At 55.0% G+C, this 20636-nt stretch carries 20 protein-coding genes; 11 read left to right on the top strand and 9 right to left on the bottom strand.

Features of this window, described 5'->3' with window-relative positions:
* Positions 1 to 276: 276 nt before the first annotated feature.
* Complete coding sequence (locus tag VIJ98_RS13870) at positions 277 to 1518, top strand: Nramp family divalent metal transporter (RefSeq protein WP_323274514.1); 1242 nt, start codon at positions 277 to 279, stop codon at positions 1516 to 1518.
* A gap of 46 nt (positions 1519 to 1564) precedes the next feature.
* On the opposite strand, the gene VIJ98_RS13865 is transcribed toward VIJ98_RS13870, so the two are convergent.
* Positions 1565 to 1921, bottom strand: coding sequence for a DUF2502 domain-containing protein (locus VIJ98_RS13865; RefSeq protein WP_008101350.1), 357 nt, complete (start codon positions 1919 to 1921; stop codon positions 1565 to 1567).
* Positions 1922 to 2080: 159 nt separating this feature from the next.
* Positions 2081 to 3070, bottom strand: a complete 990-nt coding sequence (mgrA, locus tag VIJ98_RS13860; protein WP_008101348.1) for an L-glyceraldehyde 3-phosphate reductase — start codon at positions 3068 to 3070, stop codon at positions 2081 to 2083.
* 214 nt (positions 3071 to 3284) lie between these two features.
* Here mgrA and VIJ98_RS13855 point away from each other — a divergent pair, with 214 nt between their 5' ends.
* Both VIJ98_RS13855 and glk read left to right on the top strand, forming a co-directional pair.
* The gene (locus VIJ98_RS13855; protein WP_323274510.1) at positions 3285 to 4937 is read left to right on the top strand and encodes a thiamine pyrophosphate-binding protein; all 1653 of its coding nucleotides are present in this window, start codon (positions 3285 to 3287) and stop codon (positions 4935 to 4937) included.
* A gap of 160 nt (positions 4938 to 5097) precedes the next feature.
* On the top strand, positions 5098 to 6063 hold the full coding sequence (gene glk / locus VIJ98_RS13850; protein WP_008101345.1) for a glucokinase: 966 nt from the start codon (positions 5098 to 5100) through the stop codon (positions 6061 to 6063).
* A 31-nt stretch (positions 6064 to 6094) separates the two neighbouring features.
* Here glk and VIJ98_RS13845 read toward each other — a convergent pair whose 3' ends face one another.
* Entirely contained in the window at positions 6095 to 6820 is a 726-nt protein-coding gene (locus VIJ98_RS13845; RefSeq protein ID WP_008101343.1) for a LytTR family DNA-binding domain-containing protein, read from the bottom strand.
* Positions 6817 to 8508, bottom strand: coding sequence for a sensor histidine kinase (locus VIJ98_RS13840; protein WP_308713947.1), 1692 nt, complete (start codon positions 8506 to 8508; stop codon positions 6817 to 6819). Before VIJ98_RS13840 ends, VIJ98_RS13845 begins: the two co-directional genes overlap by 4 nt.
* A gap of 306 nt (positions 8509 to 8814) precedes the next feature.
* Here VIJ98_RS13840 and VIJ98_RS13835 point away from each other — a divergent pair, with 306 nt between their 5' ends.
* A complete protein-coding gene (locus tag VIJ98_RS13835; protein ID WP_154155768.1) occupies positions 8815 to 9339 on the top strand; it encodes a GNAT family N-acetyltransferase in 525 nt (174 codons plus the stop codon).
* A 118-nt stretch (positions 9340 to 9457) separates the two neighbouring features.
* Complete coding sequence (gene alaC / locus VIJ98_RS13830) at positions 9458 to 10696, top strand: alanine transaminase (RefSeq protein ID WP_008101332.1); 1239 nt, start codon at positions 9458 to 9460, stop codon at positions 10694 to 10696.
* A gap of 41 nt (positions 10697 to 10737) precedes the next feature.
* On the opposite strand, the gene ypdK is transcribed toward alaC, so the two are convergent.
* From ypdK to VIJ98_RS13815, 3 genes are all read right to left on the bottom strand, one after another.
* Positions 10738 to 10809: a membrane protein YpdK gene (ypdK, locus tag VIJ98_RS13825; RefSeq protein ID WP_099686956.1), complete on the bottom strand. Its 72-nt coding sequence runs from the start codon at positions 10807 to 10809 to the stop codon at positions 10738 to 10740.
* Positions 10810 to 11012: 203 nt separating this feature from the next.
* The gene (locus tag VIJ98_RS13820) at positions 11013 to 12041 is read right to left on the bottom strand and encodes an HlyD family secretion protein (RefSeq protein ID WP_323274506.1); all 1029 of its coding nucleotides are present in this window, start codon (positions 12039 to 12041) and stop codon (positions 11013 to 11015) included.
* A gap of 5 nt (positions 12042 to 12046) precedes the next feature.
* On the bottom strand, positions 12047 to 13648 hold the full coding sequence (locus VIJ98_RS13815; protein ID WP_323274504.1) for an MFS transporter: 1602 nt from the start codon (positions 13646 to 13648) through the stop codon (positions 12047 to 12049).
* 150 nt (positions 13649 to 13798) lie between these two features.
* Here VIJ98_RS13815 and VIJ98_RS13810 point away from each other — a divergent pair, with 150 nt between their 5' ends.
* The 4 genes from VIJ98_RS13810 to VIJ98_RS13795 all read left to right on the top strand — a co-directional run bounded on the left by VIJ98_RS13810 (position 13799) and on the right by VIJ98_RS13795 (position 16390).
* Positions 13799 to 14584: an IclR family transcriptional regulator gene (locus VIJ98_RS13810; RefSeq protein ID WP_323274502.1), complete on the top strand. Its 786-nt coding sequence runs from the start codon at positions 13799 to 13801 to the stop codon at positions 14582 to 14584.
* Between the two features lie 7 nt (positions 14585 to 14591).
* The gene (locus VIJ98_RS13805; protein WP_101763602.1) at positions 14592 to 15044 is read left to right on the top strand and encodes a universal stress protein; all 453 of its coding nucleotides are present in this window, start codon (positions 14592 to 14594) and stop codon (positions 15042 to 15044) included.
* A 9-nt stretch (positions 15045 to 15053) separates the two neighbouring features.
* Complete coding sequence (locus VIJ98_RS13800) at positions 15054 to 15857, top strand: hypothetical protein (protein ID WP_008101321.1); 804 nt, start codon at positions 15054 to 15056, stop codon at positions 15855 to 15857.
* A gap of 251 nt (positions 15858 to 16108) precedes the next feature.
* Positions 16109 to 16390 (top strand): membrane lipoprotein lipid attachment site-containing protein, encoded by a 282-nt coding sequence (locus tag VIJ98_RS13795; RefSeq protein WP_154190406.1) that lies wholly within the window; start codon positions 16109 to 16111, stop codon positions 16388 to 16390.
* A gap of 514 nt (positions 16391 to 16904) precedes the next feature.
* Here VIJ98_RS13795 and VIJ98_RS13790 read toward each other — a convergent pair.
* Entirely contained in the window at positions 16905 to 18122 is a 1218-nt protein-coding gene (locus tag VIJ98_RS13790) for an MFS transporter (protein WP_323274500.1), read from the bottom strand.
* A 269-nt stretch (positions 18123 to 18391) separates the two neighbouring features.
* Between VIJ98_RS13790 and VIJ98_RS13785 the strand changes: the two genes are divergently transcribed.
* Entirely contained in the window at positions 18392 to 18631 is a 240-nt protein-coding gene (locus tag VIJ98_RS13785; protein WP_008101313.1) for a hypothetical protein, read from the top strand.
* A gap of 38 nt (positions 18632 to 18669) precedes the next feature.
* Here VIJ98_RS13785 and VIJ98_RS13780 read toward each other — a convergent pair whose 3' ends face one another.
* Positions 18670 to 19569 carry an EamA family transporter gene (locus tag VIJ98_RS13780; protein ID WP_323274497.1) on the bottom strand — a complete coding sequence of 300 codons (900 nt, stop codon included), beginning with the start codon at positions 19567 to 19569 and terminating at the stop codon, positions 18670 to 18672.
* 180 nt (positions 19570 to 19749) lie between these two features.
* Here VIJ98_RS13780 and VIJ98_RS13775 point away from each other — a divergent pair, with 180 nt between their 5' ends.
* On the top strand, positions 19750 to 20619 hold the full coding sequence (locus VIJ98_RS13775) for an AraC family transcriptional regulator (RefSeq protein WP_323274495.1): 870 nt from the start codon (positions 19750 to 19752) through the stop codon (positions 20617 to 20619).
* Positions 20620 to 20636 lie beyond the last annotated feature (17 nt).

The raw sequence follows: 20636 nt of genomic DNA, 5'->3' as shown, positions 1-20636 counted from the left end.
GCTATCGCGATTTTTCTCAGATAAGTCTGACCGCTCACAACCCCATTACAAATCCATCACAAGAAATATCCACAAAAACATTGTCTATAAAATGACCCAAGCGTAGAGTCATTTGCGTTGCACGTATTTTTGGCAAGAACTGGCTTTACCGCAATGTATAGCAATGGCTATACTTCATAGCACCATCTATTAATACAATAACAATAACCAAATTTCATCTGCCTTGAATGACCCTTAATCTGGTCGGGTCAACAAGCGTTAAGACAGGGTAAAACTATGCTAGAAAGCCGCACCGCTGAGCGCGCCGCTCGCGGAGCCAGAAAGATCAAACTCGCGCTGCTGGGTCCCGCTTTTATCGCGGCGATTGGCTATATCGATCCCGGCAACTTCGCGACCAACATTCAGGCCGGCGCCGCCTACGGCTATAAGCTGTTGTGGGTGGTGGTGTGGGCCAACTTCATGGCGATGCTGATCCAGCTGATGTCCGCCAAGCTCGGCATTGCCACCGGCAAAAATCTTGCAGAACACATCCGCGATCGCTTCCCGCGTCCGGCGGTGTGGTTCTATTGGGTGCAGGCGGAAATCATCGCCATGGCCACCGATCTCGCTGAGTTTATTGGCGCAGCGCTCGGCTTCAAGCTTTTACTCGGCATTTCGCTGTTGCAGGGCGCGGTGTTAACCGGTATCGCGACTTACCTGATTCTGATGCTGCAAAGTCGCGGGCAGAAGCCACTGGAATTGGTGATTGGCGGCCTGCTGCTGTTCGTAGCGGCGGCGTATATTGTGGAGCTGTTTTTCTCCCAGCCAAAAGTGAGTGAGCTGGTGGTCGGTATGGCGCTGCCATCGTTGCCGACGTCAGATGCGGTCTTCCTCGCCGCTGGCGTGTTAGGCGCCACCATTATGCCGCACGTCATTTATCTGCACTCGGCGTTGACGCAGCACGGTAATAAAGGCAGCAAGGCGCAACGCTACAGCTCAACCAAGCTGGATGTGGCGATTGCCATGACCATCGCTGGCTTTGTGAACCTGGCGATGATGGCAACCGCCGCCGCAGCGTTCCACTTCAGCGGCCACTCCAGCATTGTCGATCTCGATCAGGCTTACTTAACGCTGCAACCGCTGTTGGGCCAAGCGGCGGCAATTGTATTTGGTTTGAGTCTGGTGGCCGCCGGTCTCTCATCTACCGTGGTTGGCACGCTGGCGGGACAAGTGGTGATGCAGGGCTTTATTCGTTTCCACATTCCGCTGTGGTTCCGCCGCACTATTACCATGTTGCCCTCGTTTATTGTCATCTGGGCGGGCTGGGATCCCACGCGCATTCTGGTAATGAGCCAGGTGCTGCTGAGTTTCGGTATCGCGCTGGCGCTAATTCCGTTGCTGTCATTTACCGGCAACCGGGAATTGATGGGTGATGAGATGGTGAACTCGCGCCTGATGCAGAATGCCGGACGGCTGATTGTGGTGCTGGTCATCGCCCTCAATCTCTACTTACTGGTCGGCGAAGCGCTCGGTTGGTAACGGACCTATAAAAGAAAAATCCCGCTCATTAGCGGGATTTTTTTGTTTAGTGATGATGGTGATCGCGGTGATCACGACGATCATCATGGCGATGATCGTGACGCCAATGGTCACGACGTTCACGTTCATGCCAGCGACGTTCGCGCTCACGTTCATAGGCGCGATGACGTTTCCATTCTTCATGACGCCACCAGCGATGGTCATCGTAACGATAACGATCGTTCCACCAGCGCGGTTCACGCCAGCGACCGCCGTCCCAATAATTACCATGACGATCGCGATCGCCGAGATGCAGCGTAACGCCCGGACCCAAATTGATGGTGGCGCTGTCGGCTTGTGCTGTGCTGATAGCCAACGGGGATAAAGTTGCCAGCAAGGCGGCAAATAAAATGGCACGTTTCATAACTTCTCCTTTTCAGTAGCTTATCACTGCCACCGTTGCGCTAGTTTGCCACATCGGACCAGGTAAGCCTTGAGAATCAGTCTGAAAACGCTGAGGGAAATCTGAAATGAGAATTTTCTGCTGCGGAAAACGCCCGACAAATGCCGGGCGGGTAAACGTTTACACTAAGATATTGTGGATGGCGTCGATCTCGTCCTGGCTCAGCACCGGCTGGCTCAACATCTCAACCGCATCATCAATTTGCGCAGTTTTGCTGGCACCAATCAGCACCGAAGTGACACGTGCATCGCGCAGCACCCAGCTCAGCGCCATCTGCGCCAGCTTCTGGCCGCGCTGTTGGGCAATCGCCTGCAGCTGACGCACTTTTTCCATCTTCTCTTGCGTCAACTGGTTTTCATTCAGGAACTTACTGCCGCTGGCGATGCGCGAATCTTGCGGAATGCCCTGCAAATAGCGGTCGGTTAACACGCCACCCGCCAGCGGCGAGAAGGCAATGCAACCAACGCCGTTGTCGCCCAGTACATCCAGCAAACCCTGCTCTGGCGTACGTTCAAACATCGAATAACGCGGCTGGTGGATTAGGCATGGCGTGCCGAGGTCGCGCAGAATCGCAATCGCCTCGGCGGCTTTGTCTGCCGGATAGTTAGAGATGGCGGCATACAGCGCCTTGCCCTGACGCACCACCTGATCCAGCGCGCGCATGGTCTCTTCCAGCGGCGTTTCGGGATCGGGACGATGGTGATAGAAGATATCAACGTACTCTAATCCCATGCGCTTCAGGCTTTGATCGAGGCTGGAAATCAGATACTTGCGTGAACCCCAATCGCCGTACGGACCGTCCCACATGGTGTAACCGGCTTTGGTTGAGATCACCAGCTCATCGCGCAGTCCCTGAAAATCCTCGCGCAGAATGCGACCAAAGTTAGATTCAGCCGATCCCGGCGGCGGACCGTAATTATTGGCGAGATCGAAATGGGTGATGCCGCGATCAAAGGCGTGGCGCAGCAGTTCACGGCTGTTATCGACGCGCGTACTGTCGCCAAAGTTATGCCACAAACCCAGCGAAATCGCCGGTAACTTCAGGCCGCTACGGCCACTGCGACGGTATTGCATCTGTTGATAACGTTCGGGATGGGGAAAAGCACTCATGCAGCGTTCCTGTCTCAATAGGGGAGAAAGTGACATCAGCATAGCAGTGTATGCGTTTACACTAAGGCGAAACGCGCCGAAGATCGCAACTTACAGAATTATCTGTCGTCGTAACGAATGCTTGCCACAAATCAGCACCACACGATGGTGAATATCTCGCCAATTCAGCCACATCGCTAATACTCCTGATTATCCCCTTAACAAGGAGCTGTCGATGAAAACCCCCAACGTTGGCGATTATTTACTGCACCGATTACAGCAAAGCGGCATCCGACATCTGTTCGGCGTGCCGGGCGATTACAACCTGCAATTCCTCGACAGTGTGATTGCGCATCCCGAAATTGCCTGGGTTGGCTGCGCCAATGAACTGAATGCGGCCTATGCGGCAGATGGCTACGGGCGTTGTAACGGTGCGGCGGCACTGCTGACCACGTTTGGCGTCGGCGAGCTTAGCGCTATCAACGGCATCGCCGGCAGCTATGCCGAATATGTGCCGGTGATTCATATCGTTGGCGCGCCCGCGAGTCAGGCGCAGCAGCAGGGCGATTGCGTGCACCATTCGCTGGGTGATGGCGATTTTGGTCATTTCCTGCGAATGGCGCAGGAAGTCAGTGTGGCATCTGCGGTGCTGACGGCGGAGAACGCGGTGGCGGAGATCGATCGCGTTATCAGCGAGGCGCTAACGCAACATCGTCCCGGCTATTTATTGCTGGCGGTGGATGTGGCGGCGGCTGAGATTTCGCTGCCAGAGGAAAAAATTACAGTCGCAGATAACCATCAGCAGGTTGCCGCAGCCTTTGCCGATGCGGCAGAACGTTTGCTGGCACCGGCGCAGCGCGTGGCGCTGTTGGCGGATTTCCTTGCCGCGCGCTGGCAGTTGCAGCCGCAGCTTGAGGCATTGCGCCAGCTGCGCGCGATTCCTGCCGCCACCTTATTGATGGGCAAAGGTGTACTCAACGAGCAGCAGCCGGGTTACGTCGGCACTTACGCCGCGCAAGGCAGCAGCGATGCGGTGCGCCAGGCGATCGAAGATACCGACGTCACGCTGTGCGTCGGCGTGCGATTTACCGACACCTTAACCGCCGGCTTCACGCAAAATCTGCCCGCCGAACGTGTGATCGATCTGCAGCCGTTTCAGGCCACGGTCGCTGGCGAGGTGTTTGCGCCGTTAAGCATGCAGCAGGCGCTGGCGGCACTGACGCCGATTTATCAGCGTCACTGTGCGCACTGGCGGCTGGCGGATGCGCCGGAGTGCGAAGAAAGTGAGCAAATTGCTGCGGCGGTAATCAGTCAGCAGGCATTCTGGCAGGCGATGCAGCGCTTCCTGCAGCCGGGTGATATTATCCTCGCCGATCAAGGCACTGCGGCCTTTGGTGCGGCGGCGCTGCGTTTACCGCAGGATGCGCAATTGCTGGTGCAACCGCTGTGGGGATCGATTGGCTATACTTTACCCGCCACCTTTGGTGCGCAAACCGCGCAGCCGGATCGTCGGGTCATCCTGATTATTGGCGATGGCTCCGCGCAGCTGACGATTCAGGAGTTGGGTTCGATGCTACGCGACGGCCAGCAGCCGATCATTTTCCTGATTAACAATGATGGTTACACGGTTGAGCGCGCGATTCACGGTGCTGAGCAACGTTACAACGATATCGCGCAATGGAACTGGACCGCGCTGCCGCAGGCGCTGAGCCAAGAGTGCGCGGCGCAGAGCTGGCGCGTCCGCGAAACAGTGCAGCTGGACGCGGTGATGGAGCAATTAATGCGGAATCGTCGTCTGTCGCTGGTGGAAGTGGTGATGGACAAACAGGACTTGCCGCCGCTGCTGCGTAAGGTCACCGCCGCACTGCATCAGCGTAATAGTGGCTAAATTTCGGAAAGTTGCCGCTGGGAAGTCGGGCAGGCGATCGGTAGGCTGTGCAGCATCTTTAAATGGATTACGCCCATCGTGCAGGTGGGCGTTGTTGTTTTATTGGCAGGCTTTTATAGTGTCCTGCAATTGTTTATGACCCAAGCGGAGCAGCAGAAGAATGACAACATACGCCCTGGTCGGCGATGTGGGCGGTACCAATGCCCGTCTCGCATTGTGTGAGGTAGAAAACGGTGCTATCTCCCAAGCCCAAACCTTCTCAACATCAGACTACGACAATCTTGAAGCGGTGATCCGTCACTATCTTGACGAGCAAAAACAGGACATTAAGCACGCTTGTATCGCCATTGCCTGTCCGATCACCGGCGATTGGGTAGAGATGACCAACCACGATTGGGCGTTCTCGACCAAAGTGATGAAAGAGAATCTGGCGCTGGAAAGCCTGGAAATCATCAATGATTTCACCGCCGTTTCGATGGCGATTCCGATGCTGAGCGAAAAGGAAGTGATTCAGTTTGGCGGCAAAGCGCCGGTTGAAGGCAAGCCTATCGCGATTTACGGTGCCGGCACCGGCCTCGGCGTCAGCCATTTAGTGCACGTGGATAAGCGCTGGATCAGCTTGCCGGGCGAGGGCGGTCACGTTGACTTCGCGCCGAACAGCGAAGAAGAGGGTGAAATTCTCGAAGTGCTGCGCGCGGAGATTGGCCACGTTTCGGCTGAACGCGTACTGTCCGGTGCCGGTTTGGTCAATCTTTATCGCGCCATCGTGAAGTCTGATGAGCGTGAGCCAGAAAACCTCAAGCCAAAAGATGTTACTGAGCGCGCGTTGCAAGACAGCTGCATCGACTGCCGCCGCGCACTGTCGCTGTTCTGCGTCATTATGGGTCGTTTCGGCGGCAACCTGGCGCTGAATCTGGGCACTTTCGGCGGCGTTTATATTGCCGGCGGTATCGTGCCGCGCTTCCTTGACTTCTTTAAAGCGTCCGGTTTCCGCGCGGCGTTTGAAGATAAAGGTCGCTTCCGCGATTACCTGGTCGATATTCCGGTGTATATGATCACTCACGATCAGCCGGGCTTGCTGGGCGCCGGTGCGCACCTGCGTCAGGTGCTGGGCCGCGAACTGTAAGCACTCAGGCGAGCGGCATCCGCCGTTCGCCTTATAACCTCATCAACTGCCGAAAGGCTTTCACCTTGCTGCGACTCACCGGCACCTGCGCATCCAAATCACGCAACTTCACCAAATAGGTATTGTTAAACCACGGCTCGATTTCACGAATCTTGCTCAGATTGACGCAGTAAGATCGATGGCAGCGGAAGAACTGCTGTTCCGGCAAACGGCTGCAAAACTCACTGATCACCATCGACATCACATAGGCTTCGCGCCGCGTATAAACAAACGTCAGCTTCTCGTGCGCCTCAACATAATAGATCTCGTTGATATCGGTGACGATAATGCGTTCATCTTTCACTAAGTTGACGGTTTGCGGCGAGCTGGCCGCCGCGTTTTGCGGTTGCGACTGCTGCTGGGCGCTGGCTTCAAGTTTTTGCAGCATCGTCATGATGCGCGACTCGTGATACGGCTTGAGAATGTAGTCAAAGGCGTCCAGTTCAAACGCGTCAACCGCATGCTCTTTCCACGCGGTGATAAACACAATCAACGGCTTATGGGCAAACTGATTGATGTTTTGCGCCAGCAGCATGCCATCCAGCGACGGAATGTTGATGTCGAGGAAAATCACATCCACCCGATGGTTCTGCAGATATTTCAGCACCTCCAGCCCATCATCAAAGCAGGCCTCAACGCTGATTTGGCTGTGTTGCTGAATCATCCAGCTTAACTCTTGCTGGGCGAGAAACTCGTCTTCAACGATGATGGCTTTCACGTGGTGGTTTCCGTGGTAGGGCGCAGCGGCGCAGGTAGCGGCTGACCATTCTTGCTAAGCGTAAAGGCGATTTCAGTGCCGGGATGATGGCGGGTGATAACCAAACCCTGACCAGAGAGCAATTTTACGCGATGATGCACATTCAGCAGACCAATCTTGTTGCCTGGCATCTCATTACGCGCCACGCGGCTCATCACATCCTCGCTGATGCCGTCGCCGGTATCACGCACCGCGACGCGTACACGATCGCCCAAATCTTTCACGCTCAGCGTTACCACGCCTTTGCCGCGACAAGGCTGAATGCCGTGCACAATGGCGTTCTCCACCAGCGGTTGAATCAGCAGGCTGGGCAGCGTGAAGTGCAGATCTTCATCCACGTCATAAATCATCGACAGCTTGTCGCCGAAACGTGCCTGCTCAATCGCGATGTAGTCCTTCACCTGCCACAACTCTTTCTTGATATCGATAAGCTCGTCATCGTTGAGTTCGAGGTTGTAGCGCAGATAACGCGACAGGTTGATCACCAACTGGCGCGCAGTATCTGGATTAAGGCGAATCGATGAGGAGATGGCATTCAGCGCGTTGAATAAAAAATGCGGGTTAATTTTGCTCTGCAGCGCACGTAATTCAGCCTTGTTCGCCATCTCGCGCAGTTGCTCAGCCCGCGACACTTCCAGCTGGGTGGAGATGATTTGCGACAGCCCAATCGCCATCTCTTTCAGCGAACCGGTGATGCGATGCGCACGGCGATAATAGATTTTTAGCGTGCCGGTCACTTCCCCTTTTTCCCAAAGGGGAATAACCAGCATTGAGTGAATATCTTTGGTGCGGTGCGCCTCATCGTTGTTCTTGATGATGATTTTGCCGCTGGCGATCGCCTGCGCGGTGGTCGGGCTGATGGCATCATCGCCATTGTGATAGTTCTGCTCGCCGTAGCCGACGTAAGCGAGGATCTGTTTATTATTGGTGATGGCGACCGCATCGGCGTGAATGTCGCTGCGGATGATGTCACACACTTTATGCAGTGACTGGCTATCAACCTGACGAAACAGCGGCAATGTTTTGTTGGCGATCTCCAGCGCCAGCTTGGCCTGACGCGCCGCAATCGCCTCTTTCTCACCTTCAACGCTCTGGACCAGCAGCACGATTAAACCGATGCTCGATGCGCCCAGAATCATCGGCAGCGCAATCTCGGACACAATCGCCAGGCCCAGCGTCATCGGCTTGGCCCATAGCACAATTAGCAGCATGGTCAGGCTTTCGCACAACATGCCGCCGAGAATACCGGCGCGCCAGCGCTGCTCTTTACTCACCCGGCGATTAATCACGCCCGAAGCGATGCCGGCAATGATGCTGGTGATCAGGCAAGGCACCGCCGTGACACCATCCATATCAATCAGATAGCGATGCAAACCGGCAATAACCCCGGTGGCGATACCCACCCAAGGACCAAACAGAATGCCGCCGGACATCACCGCAATCACACGCACATTGAGCAGCGAACCGTCGACATTAATCCCCGACCAGGTGCTGAATAGCGCAAACAGCGAGAATATTGCCGTCACCACCACTTTTTCGCGCACCGAATGCTCATCTTTTTGCAGCAGCTGACGAAACACCCGCGTACGAGTGAGGAAGAACAGGCAAATCAGCATCAGCGCCGCGCGGTCAAAAACCGCCAGCAGCATGTCGAAGTGGGAAGGCAAGGGCATCTCTCAGGCAAGAAACGGGAGGCTATGATAAAAAATGTGATCACGATCCGCCAGCGCCAAGGCAATCTGCAGACCTTTCTCGTAGCCAGGATCAATTTTTAACATGCAGGTCGCCATAAATGGCAATCGTACTCCGCCATTGTAGGGTCGCCATTCATGGCGACCTCCCGAAAAGAGGAATACTTGACTAACAAAAAGAGGATTAGCGAAAGCGTGCGCCGATCGCTGGTTGTGAATACGCCGGTTTGCTATGTTGCCGTATAAAAAAATGGGAGCTCAACCATGCAATTACTCACTCCACGTTTATCCCTCAGCCGGCTTCAGCCAGAAGACTGGCAGATTTTCAAAGCGGTACACCAGGACGCCGCCACCATGACGTGGGTCAGTGAAATCCCGGATGAAAACGATATCCGTCAACGCTTTAACGAGCGTTTGGCGCCGTGGCAGGCGAGCAGTTTTCATATGCTGTGTCTGGTGGCGCGCATCCGGGAAAGCGGTGAGCCGATTGGGTTGTTTGGCTGTAGCGCCGAATGGCATCCGTATCGTCAGGCCGAAGTGGGTTACATGCTGCGCGCGGCGTTTACCGGCTTGGGCTATGGCAGTGAAGCGCTCGACGCGCTGTGCCAGTTTTTACTGCAGGCAGAATTTCATAAGTTAAAAGCGATGGTGATTGAGGGGAATTGGCCGTCGCGCCGCATTCTGGAGAAGAATGGTTTCGCCCTTGAGGGGACGTTACGGGATAATTATCTGCTAAACGGCCAATGGGTAAGCGATTGGGTGTTTGGCCGCCTGAATCTAAATAATTAAAATTATTTTATTCCGCTCTCGACAATCTTGTTATCAGCGCGTTATGTTCTTGGTGCGGTCACCACAGTGACCCACGTCGCTCGGACGGTCCGGGCGCTTACGTAAACCAGAGGACATCATGGCTGATAACAGCACACCCCGTCGTTTCTCGCGTATTGAACGCCTTCCTCCGTATGTTTTTAACATCACCGCTGAATTGAAGATGGCTGCGCGTCGGCGCGGCGAAGACATCATCGATTTTTCGATGGGTAATCCGGATGGCCCTACGCCGCCGCATATCGTTGAAAAACTTTGTCAGGTGGCGCAGCGCGAAGACACGCACGGTTACTCAACCTCGAAAGGCATTCCCCGTTTGCGTCGCGCGATTTCGCGCTGGTATGCAGACCGTTATCAGGTAGAAATCGATCCGGAATCGGAAGCGATTGTCACCATCGGCTCCAAAGAGGGTTTGGCGCACTTGATGCTGGCCACGCTCGATCACGGCGACACTGTGCTGGTGCCGAATCCCAGCTATCCGATTCACATTTACGGCGCGGTGATTGCCGGCGCGCAGGTGCGTTCTGTCCCGCTGGTGGCGGGCGTTGATTTCTTCAACGAGCTGGAGCGAGCAATTCGTGAAAGCTATCCCAAACCGAAGATGATGATTCTTGGCTTCCCGTCGAATCCTACGGCGCAATGCGTTGAGCTCGACTTCTTCGAGCGCGTCATCGCGCTGGCAAAGCAGTACAACGTGTTGGTCATTCACGATCTCGCCTACGCTGACATCACCTACGATGGCTGGAAAGCGCCGTCGATTATGCAGGTGCCGGGTGCGCGCGATGTGGCGGTGGAATTCTTTACCCTGTCGAAAAGCTACAACATGGCCGGCTGGCGTATCGGCTTTATGGTCGGTAACAAAGAGCTGGTTTCCGCATTGGCGCGTATCAAGAGTTATCACGATTACGGCACCTTCACACCTTTACAGGTGGCGGCGATTGCGGCGCTGGAAGGCGATCAACAGTGCGTGCGCGATATCGCTGAGCAGTACAAACGCCGCCGTGATGTGCTGGTGAAAGGCCTGCACGAAGCGGGCTGGATGGTCGATCTGCCGAAGGCGTCGATGTACGTTTGGGCGAAAATCCCCGATCACTACGCGCATCTTGGCTCGCTGGAGTTCGCCAAATTACTGATGCAGGAAGCCAAAGTGTGCGTCTCGCCAGGCATCGGTTTTGGTGATTACGGTGATACCCATGTGCGTTTCGCGCTGATTGAAAACAGCGATCGTATTCGTCAGGCGGTGCGGGGGATTAAATCGATGTTCCGTGCCGATGGCATTTTGCCGGGAACGGTGAAAGCGCTGGAAGAAGAAGAGGAATAACCAGTAAGTGGGGCGACTCAGCGTCGCCCCGCCTGGCGGCTCTACAGCATCAGTACAAAGGTACCGACCCAAAGCAACAGGAAGAAAGAAATTCCCATCAAAGCGTATCTCACAAAAACAACTCCTCTGAGCGGCTACCCGGCGGGCGATCCCAAACCCGCGTAACCCGAACAGAATAAGAGAAAGGTGGAGTTCATCAGCGCTACACGCTTTCTTCTCAGGTCGCTCCAGGCAAGCCCGGAACAGGATCGAGGGCTAATTTACGCGGATTTGTCCCAAAAATAAATAGGCCGCTTCTGAGATATCGCTCACATTTTCAGCGGGTCTCAATCTCCGGTATCGCCGACATTCCCACGCGCAGTTTTGCCAGATCCGGCTGGTTCTCATCGAGCACAATTTTCACCGGTAAACGCTGCACTACTTTGGTGTAATTACCGGTGGCATTGTCAGGCGAAATGGCGGAAAACGTCGCGCCCGTTGCCGGAGCAATACTATCAACGCGACCGCTGAATACCTTGCCCGGCAAGGCATCCACCTTCACGTTCACTTTCTGCCCTTGCTGCACATCCGCCAGCTGCGTTTCCAGATAATTTGCGGTGATATAGGTTTGCTGCAACGGCACCACCGCCAGCAAACGCGTGCCCGCGCTAACGTAGGCGCCGAGACGCACTGAACGCTGGCCGACCATGCCATCCACCGGCGCCACAATGCGCGTATAGGAAAGATTGAGCTGTGCCTGATCGACGCTGGCCTGCGCGGCAGTAACATCGGCTGCGGCCTGACGCACTGCGGCTTGCAGCACGCCAACTTGCTTGACGGCAGAAGCCAGCGCTGCTTCGCTCTGGCGCACGGTGGCTGAGGCGGAACGCTGCGTTGAGTTGGCTTTTTGCTGATCGTCTGCAGCGATGGTGCCACTTTTATACAGCTGGTTGTAACGCGCAGCGCTCTGTCCGGCGTACTGCGCTGAAGCCTGGCTCGCCGCTAACGTGGCTTTCGCCTGGTCGATAGTGGATTGCTGCTGTTCCAGCTGCGCCTGGCTACTCAAACGCTTGGCCTCGCTGACCTGCAAATTAGCCTGTGCGGTTTCTAACGCTACGCGGTAGTCGCGATCGTCGAGCGTGGCCAGCAGTTCGCCGGCCTTCACGCGCTGGTTATCCTGCACGTTGACGCTGGCGATGTAGCCGGAAACTTTTGGCGCAACCAGCGTGTAATCGGCATTCACATAGGCATCGGTGGTGCGATGATCGTTGCCGGTCATCGATGACCAGACAAAAAAGGCCATCGCCAATAACACCAGTAATAAGGCGCTCAACAGCACCGTTCTTTTCAGAGCAAAAGCTTGCATATCAATTATCTCGACGTCGTCGTAACAGGTTGAATCAGTGTTTGTGGTGGCCACACGCGTTTCGGCAGCCAGGCGGTTAACAGTAAAAGCAGGGCGGCGAAGGCAATCAGCATCTGGTAGCAATCACTCAGGCTTAGCACCATCGCCTGCTGTTTCAGCAAGGTGGCGAAGCCGCTGAGGTTTTCCGCGCTGCTGGCGCTGCCATCCGGCAGCAACGGCAAGCTGCTGCTGGATTGCGCGCTATTCGGTGCGGTCATCAGCCACGCACGGCTGGCGGCGCTATCGACCAGCACGTTGGAGTGGAATTTTTCACGGTGGCTGATAAACCACTCCACCAGTGTGCCCGCGGCGATGCTGGAGAAGCCGCGCACGGTGTTGAACATCGCCGAGGCGAACGGGCCTTCCGGCGGCGCGACCACGCTGGTGGCGCTCATCAGCACTGGCAAAATCACCATCGGCTGACCAAACGCCTGCAGAATCTGTATCAGCCAGAAATTCTGCCGCGCCCAATCAGTAGTGATGTGCATGCCCATCAGGCAGGACGTCACCAACAGCGCCACGCCCGCCGTCAACATCCAGCGACAATCCACCCAGCGAATATTCAGCAGCGCGGCAACAAAAGGGGCGATCAGCAACTGCGGCAAGCCGATGGTTAACGCCAGCGGGGCGAACTGCAGCGTGCGGAAACCTTGCACCTGCGCCAGATAGGCCGACGGCAGCGCCGAACCAGACAGCGACAGAATCAGCACGCCCGCCAGCACCAGCAAGCCGTGCGCGAGATTGCGCCGTCCCAGCATCTGCAATTTGAACAGCGGCAGCGGGTGAAACCATTCATTAATAAAGAACACAGTCAGCAACGCCAGCGCGCTGAATAATAGGCCGCTGAATAACGGCGATTCGAGCCAGTCGAGCCGCTCGCCCTGCGTCAGTGCCAGAATCAGCAGCGCCATACCGGAACAACCGGTTAGCATGCCAAACAGATCGATCTGTTTGAAACGCTCAAGGCGCAGCGGATCTTGCGGTATACCCCAACTAATCAGCAGCATGGCGATCAGCATGGCCGGCACCACTTGCCAGAAGACAAATAGCCAGCTGACGTCATCGGTCCAGAATGCTGCCAGCGAAGCGGCCATATTCGGGCCGAAGGTGGCAGTCAGCGCATAACCCGCTAAACCGTATAATTTGATCGGCGGCGGCAGGAAGCGCAGCGCAACGGTCATCAGCATCGGCGGCAGCGCACCGCCAAACAATCCCTGCACCACGCGCAAGGCGATAAATAGCGTGGCATTGGGCATCAGCGGCAGCATTAGGCCGCTCAGCATAAAACCGGCGGAAACGGTGAGCGCAAAACGGCGCAAGGAAAAGGTAACGGCGAACCAGGGCGCAATCATCATTGCCGCCACTTCAGCAGCCTGATACGCGGAGATAATCCAGCTGCCTTGATCGTAACTGATACCGATGGCGGCGCGGATATCGGCTAACGCGATATCGGTGACGCGATCGTTTAATCCCGATGTGAGCGCGGCAATCAGCACGCCAACCAATCCCAGCGCCAGGCGCAGAGTAAACGGATGGGGTGCCGGAGCCGCAATTGGCTGGGCGTTCATAGCAGGCTTCTCGTTATATTGTTGATGCAGTGTATTGCGATGTGATACAGATGGCATCTTACATATCGATATGCTGTATTGCAATGTGATACAGGGTGCAAAAGTGCGATCATTCGCGTTAAAGTAGGGCAGGCCAAAAAGGAACGCATCATGGTTGAACTTCCCTCAAGCCGTGAGGATGAAAAAGCGGGTGGCATTCAGGTCATCGCGCGTGCGGCAAAAATTCTGAATGCGCTGGGTGAGCATCCCGGCGGCATGAGTTTGGGTGAAATTGCGCAGGTGGTCGATCTACCGCGCTCAACGGTGCAGCGCATTATTGGCGCACTGGACAGCGCACAGCTGGTACGCAGCAGCGGTGCCGGCGGTTTACGTCTCGGTCCGGCGTTGCTCAAGCTGATCTCCAGCGTGCACAGCGACGTGGTGGAAGTCGTGCGTCCGTTCCTCGAACAACTCTCTGCCGAAATCAATGAAACGGTATCGCTGGCGCGGGCCAGCGGCACGCAGCTGGCGATCGTGCATTATGTGGTGGCCTCGCGCGAACTGCGTGTGGTGCCGCGCATTGGACTGAATCTGCCGCTTTACAGCACATCGGGCGGCCGCGCGTTGCTGGCGCTGGAGAGCGATGAAGATGTGCGCGTGATGGTGGGCGAAGCCTATAAAGAGTTAACTGAGATGACGGTGAAAACCCTGCCGCAATTGCTGGAGCTGATTGCCGAAGTGCGCGCCAGCGGATTGGCGATCGATCGCGGTGAGACGCTGGAGGGCATTTCGACTATGGCGGTTGCCATTGATACGCTGTTTGGCCGCTTCTCCATCTCATTGCTGGTGCCGACGGCGCGTTTTCATAAGCAGGAAGCGCACTATCGTGAGCAAATCATCAAGTGCAAAGACGCCTTGATTCGTGAAATTGGCAAAATGACCGCTGTGGAAGGATAACCAACTGATGAAAACCTTGCTGATGGCCATCGATAACTCTCCGGTGGCGGAAAAAGTGATTGCGTTGACCATTGAACAGGCGCTGGCGCATCAGGCGCAGGTCACGGTGCTGTGCTGCGTCGATCCCGCTTACTCCTCCTGCAATCAACCGATTGAGATTGATGCCGGTGAAGACCCGGATGACTTTGTGGCGGCGAAAGATGAGCAGAACACCGCCGAAATGGTGGTGCGTCATGCGCTGGCGCCGCTTTTGCGCGCGGGCGTGGCGGCAAAAGGTTTGATTCTGGCGGGGGAAGCGGCGGAAACTATTGTGGCGCAATCCACACTTTTGCATGCCAGCATGATCATCATGGGACGCCGTCATCTGTCGCCGTTTAATCGTCTGCTGAAAGGGTCGGTCAGCGCTGCGGTGATTGAGCGCGCCAATTGCCCCGTTTTAATCGATGTACGTAAGGATTAACCCCGTTCGATGCTCTCGCTTTTTCCGATTACGCTAGCGGCGTTCGCGCTGCTGGCGATCATTATTATTCTGCTGGTGCGCACCACTTCTTTACGACTGTGGCAAGGCGTGCTGTTGTTTATCTTGCCGCTGATTCTGGCGAATCTGCTGTGGTTTAGCTGGCTGCATCCGCGTCAGGAGCGTCAGGCGCTGGTGGAAGAGGTGGCAACCCAACTCAGCCTCGCGCCCGGTTATCGTCTGTTAAAAATTCAGGAACCGGCATTGTGGCAGTTGCTCAATCGCGAACTGCTGCATAAACGGCTGGAAGGCGTTCCCGCCGATCAGGCGCTGGGGGATATGCGCGGCTGGTTGATGGACCTGGTCAATCAACGTCTGACACGTGCCAGCGATGCGGCGATCATTGACTACATCCGCGTCTCGGTCGAGGAGATGCAGGCGTTGCAGCAGCAGGAACCGCAGCGCTGCTTCCGTTTCCTCTATCCACAGGTGAATGGCGGCGTCAATTTGCAACAGGTGCTGTCACCGGAATTGAATCAGCGCGATGCGCAGGCGCTCGAAACGCTGCTACAGCAAAGCACCGGCAATGAACAACCGCTGGATCAGGCTGCGGCGCAGCGCGATCTGCAAAGCGTGGTGGAAAAGCTGTATGGCAAGTGGGGCGATCGGCTGCAACAGCTGAACATGCCGGCGGATACCGCGGTTGATCGCGGCGCAATGTGCGCGATGTCGATTGATCTCTACAGCGGGATTCTCGCATTGCCTGACAAACAAGCGGCCAATCTTTTACGTAAGATGGTCAGCCTTACCGGTTAGCAGGCAAAAAAAAGCCCGCTCAGCGCGGGCATGAAGGTCACTATCAGTATGTTTATTATTAACTCACCTGGTGTGGTGCAGACTTCGTTTTGTCTGGGTACATAATCGCACCGCTGAGTTGATAAGAGAAACCGTTTGGTTTTATCGATTTGATTGGCAAAAGCTTCACTAATCCCGGACATTTCGCGCTTTAATCCTATAGATAAGCGCGGCGTTGCATTTTAGACTGCGACGCTTTAGAGGAAACCCTAATGAAAAAAATGCTTATTAGCGCAATGGCGCTTTTTATGCTGGCCGGCTGTAGCGTCAGCAAACCAGGAGGATTTGAGCGTGTCGATGAAGATACCAGCTCAAATACCGTGCAGTATCGTTACGATCCGCATACGCTGAATAAAGACGCAATGGAGATCGACCTTGCGAATTATTGCAGTCAGCGTGGATTTGATAAGGTGGAATCACTGCCGTCGCAAAATAGCCATTTGCCCGGATTAAAGAAAGCCTGGTATCAATGTAATTACGCGGTAAAAAGCTAAAAAAATAGGGCGGGATAATTTCCCGCCCTTTTTATTTTCTTATTATTTGCTGTGTATGTTCTTTGCCCAACTATCTGCGGTGTCCATAGCCGCCGTACCCATGATGCCAGCCGCCGCCACCATGATGGCCCCAACCTGGGCCGCCGCCTCCACGATGATGATCGATAATACAGCCACTCAACATCGTCATAATGGCTACAACCGATGCAACCTTAATAACTTTCTTCATGGAGAGTCCTCCTCTGTTCCAATGACGCCAGATTACAGGGGAATAGTGGAGTGAAGATGCAGGAAATGTAGAGTTATTGCTGAATGTATTACGGAGTGTGTCAATTAAATGCTAAAAAAGTCGCGGGGTAAAATAAACCAATCGGAATAAGCTGAATGCCTGCTAATAATAACGAGATTACTCCGAAAGGCAAGACTTAATAATAGTGGTTCTCAATTAACGCTTTATTGTGGATCAATTGTGAAGAAAAGGGATGCCGCAAATTGATACGGCATCCCAGCGAACTTAATTATGCAGTAAAGGTTCTGCCACGTTTTGGCGATTTGGCAGACGGATGCTCAGCGACAACACCAGTGAAATCACCAGCAAGGTCATAATCAGGCTGAAGGTGACGGTGAAGCCACCAAAGGCGGAGGCAACCAGTGAACCCAGCACGCTGCCGATACCGAAACCAAGGTAAATCAGACCATAGTTTTTGGTCAGATTGTTCAGACCAAAGAAATCGCTGACCAGCGATGGGAACACAGTAATGGTGCCACCGAAGCTGAAGGCCACGCAGGCTAAGGAGAGGAAGAAGGTCGATTCGTTCATATGGGTGAACAGCAGGATGCTCATGCCCACCAGCGAGACAATTTGTGCCAGCGTAATCACACGGATGCGCGCCATTTTATCCGACAGCACGCCAAGAATCAGACGACCGCTGAGGTTGGCAATCGCAATCACCGTAACCGCATTGGCTGCGGTTTGCGCGCTAAGATGCACCATGCCTTCACCGATATCTTTCGCCACGCCAATCACGTACAGGCCGCTCATGCAGGCAGTCAGGAACATCAGCGCCAGCATCCAGTACTGCGGTAAACGCACCGATTGCGCCAGCGTGTAATCTTTGGCTTCCAACTGCGCATTGCCGCTGCTCTTCTGCATCGGCGCATCACGCATCAGTAACGCGCCGACAATGATCATGCTCATCGCCAGCACGCCCCAGATCATGAAGGTATTCTCCAGACCTTGTGCGCTCAGCAGTGCGCCGCAGATGAATTTGAAGCCGAGGCTACCCAAACCGTAAGCGCCAATTGAGCAGGCCGAAATGAGCCCTTTGCGCTCCGGGAACCACTTCACGCAGTTAGACAGCGTCATCAGATATCCGGCACCATCGGCCAGTCCCACCAATATCCCGGCGCTGAGGTAGAGCATCATCAGATTATCGGCATGCGCGGTCAGCCAGAAACCGACCGCCATCAAAATGCCCGCGCCGATGGTGACGTTGCGCACGCCAAAGCGTTCCTGCAATTTCCCGGCAAGCGAAGAAGCGATCGCCAGGCCAAGACTGAGCAGACCGAACGAGAACGCCACTTCACTGATAGGCGCATCCAGTTTATTCGCCAGCGGGCCGTTAAACAGGCTCCAGGTATAAACCGAGCCCAAAGCGAACTGCGTGATAATGGTGCCGATAAGGGTCAACGTGCGGGTACGTTGGTAATTCGCGGGGGGTGCTGTTGTCATTTTTATCTCTCACTCGAGAAAGCGGAATCTGTGGAGATAATAAGTTGCTCTCGCGCGTGCGGGGGAAACCGTGGCGTGAATGAACCCGACAGTGGCATGAAATGCAGCTAAACGGGTATGAATGACATTGTGATGACAGTAAGTGATGTCATTTAAAGCGTAGCGGTTGCTACGGGTAACCATGTGTAAGCATTTGTATCGATCGCGCCATAATGCCTGCAAAATCGCGGATGTTTGCCAGGCTTAGAATTCATTCAAGAGGAGGAAATATGAAAGACCGAACATATGAATCCGCGTCTAATGAGGATGAGGTTTGCTGCATTATCGGTCAGGCGGTGATCGAGTTAAGCGATGAGCATCAACCAGTGAACAAATCCACGTTGTCGCTGAAATTACTGGCTATGGCCGACCGCGACAAAGATGATGAACGCGTCCTGCTTTACTGGATTGCCAGAAAAGCCATAACTAAACCTCACCAGCTCAATATCGGCGTTCAGGGCTGGCGTTAGAGGAACAAAAGAGCGGGCGCAATGCCCGCTCTCGTTATTTAGGCGGTACGTAATCGACCCAGCGTCGGCCAGCGTACAAACATCACCATATTCCCCGCCAGAATCATCACCAACCCGACAATTGCATTGCTATGCCAGTGATAGCCTTCATAAAGCGTGGAGAGCGTCAGCGCCACCAGCGGGAACAGTAAGGTGCTGTAAGCGGCCTGACTGGCACCAATGCGGCCTACCAGCGTGAAATAGGCGCCGAATCCCAATACCGAACCAAATATTGCCAGATAACTCATCGCACCTAACCACTGCATATTCAGCGCGGGTGCCAGTGAATCGCCATTCACTAACGCCAGTGCGGCCATCACCAAAGCGCCATACAGCATCGCGTAGCTATTGGTGGTCAGAATATCGAGCTGACGGCGCTGATGGCGCATTGAAATCATATTGCCGAAGGAGAAGCCCAGCGTGCCAAGTGCGCTGAGGCCCACGCCCCACAGCAACTGCGGAGCGGGATGCGCCGCCTGAATATCATTCCAGAACAGCGCGACAATGCCGCCCAGGCCAAGCACCGCCGCTGGCAACAGGCGAAACGAAGGACGCTGACGGAAGAAGATCCAGCTGTTGAGCGCGTTATACAGCACGGCCATCGAGAAGATCACCGACTCCAGTCCGCTGCTGATCCACGCGGCAGCATGATAGAAGCAGACAAAGTTGAAGCCAAACACGCAGCAACCCTGCAGCAGACAAAACAGATGATCGCGTTTATCCAGCGTTCGCAGCCGACGCAGCAGTTTGAGGATCGCCAGCATCACCAGCGACGCCAGTAAGAAACGCCAAAATACTGCCACCAGAACCGGCGTATCAGCCGCTTCCTGCTGCAGGAAAATGGCAATCCACGTGGTTCCCCAAATCATCACCACGGCAAGGTATAACATCACATTCATAACGCACTCTCCGACACAATCTGGCCCGCAGTGTGGCGTGAAAAGCAACGCGCGGCTTGCACGTTTTTGCGCGGCAATTGCAAAATCTTGCGCTTTTTACTTTTGCGTCCGGCTGTGACCTGTTTTCTGTCTGCGGAGATCCGTACACTAGGCGCTCATGAACTGCGAGTGATATCAACCATGGCCGATTACCAGACCTTCAATATGCTCCAGCGCCACAAAGCGCAGCTGCGCGACAGCGTGCAGTTGTCGAGCGGCATTAAGCTGGCGGCCTGGTTTAACAGCGGCGATCGCGTCACCAATCTTAGCGATCATCACACCCTGAGCCTGTATATCGCCGATGGCTATGAAACCTGGCATAAAACCCAGCACGGCTGGCGCAACGGCGGTGGCCCGGATCGCTTTTGCCTGATGCCGAGCGGAGTGGAATCGGTGTGGGATATTCGTGCCGATTTGTCGTTTGTGCATCTTTACTGCACCGATGAACATCTGCGCCATCTGGGCGAACAGATCTGGGACCGCAGTCCGTCGCAGCTCAATCTGCATGAAAAGATCTTCGCGGCGGACGATCGTATCACTCAACTTTATCGCCACTTCTTACTGAGCACCGACTGGCAGCAGCCGGCGAATCAGTTGATGCTCAGCAGCGCCTCAACCTTGTTGATGACGCATCTGTTGCAACGCTACAGCGATGTGCAATGGCAAGCGCCGCAGGTGCGTGGTGGATTGGCGCCCGCCGTGTTGCGGCGAGTGATGGCGTATATTGATGCGCAGCTCGATCAACCATTAACGCTGGCTCAACTGGCCGCCGAAGCGGCGCTGAGCGAATACCATTTTGCACGCATGTTCCGTAGCAGCGTAGGCGAGGCACCGCACCAATATGTGATGCGCCGCCGCATGGATGCTGCGTTGCAGCTACTGAAATTCAGCCGTTTACCGCTAACAGAAATCGCGCTGCGCTGCGGTTTTCACTCCTCAAGTCACTTCAGTAACCGCTTTCGTCAGCTACACGGCGTAACGCCATCGGCATGGCGACACGATCAGGCCTGATTACGATCTCACTCTTA

It is taken from the genome of Pantoea sp. S18 (assembly GCF_045689705.1).
Lineage (GTDB): Bacteria > Pseudomonadota > Gammaproteobacteria > Enterobacterales > Enterobacteriaceae > Pantoea > Pantoea symbiotica.
This window is presented reverse-complemented; position numbering and strand designations above follow the sequence as displayed.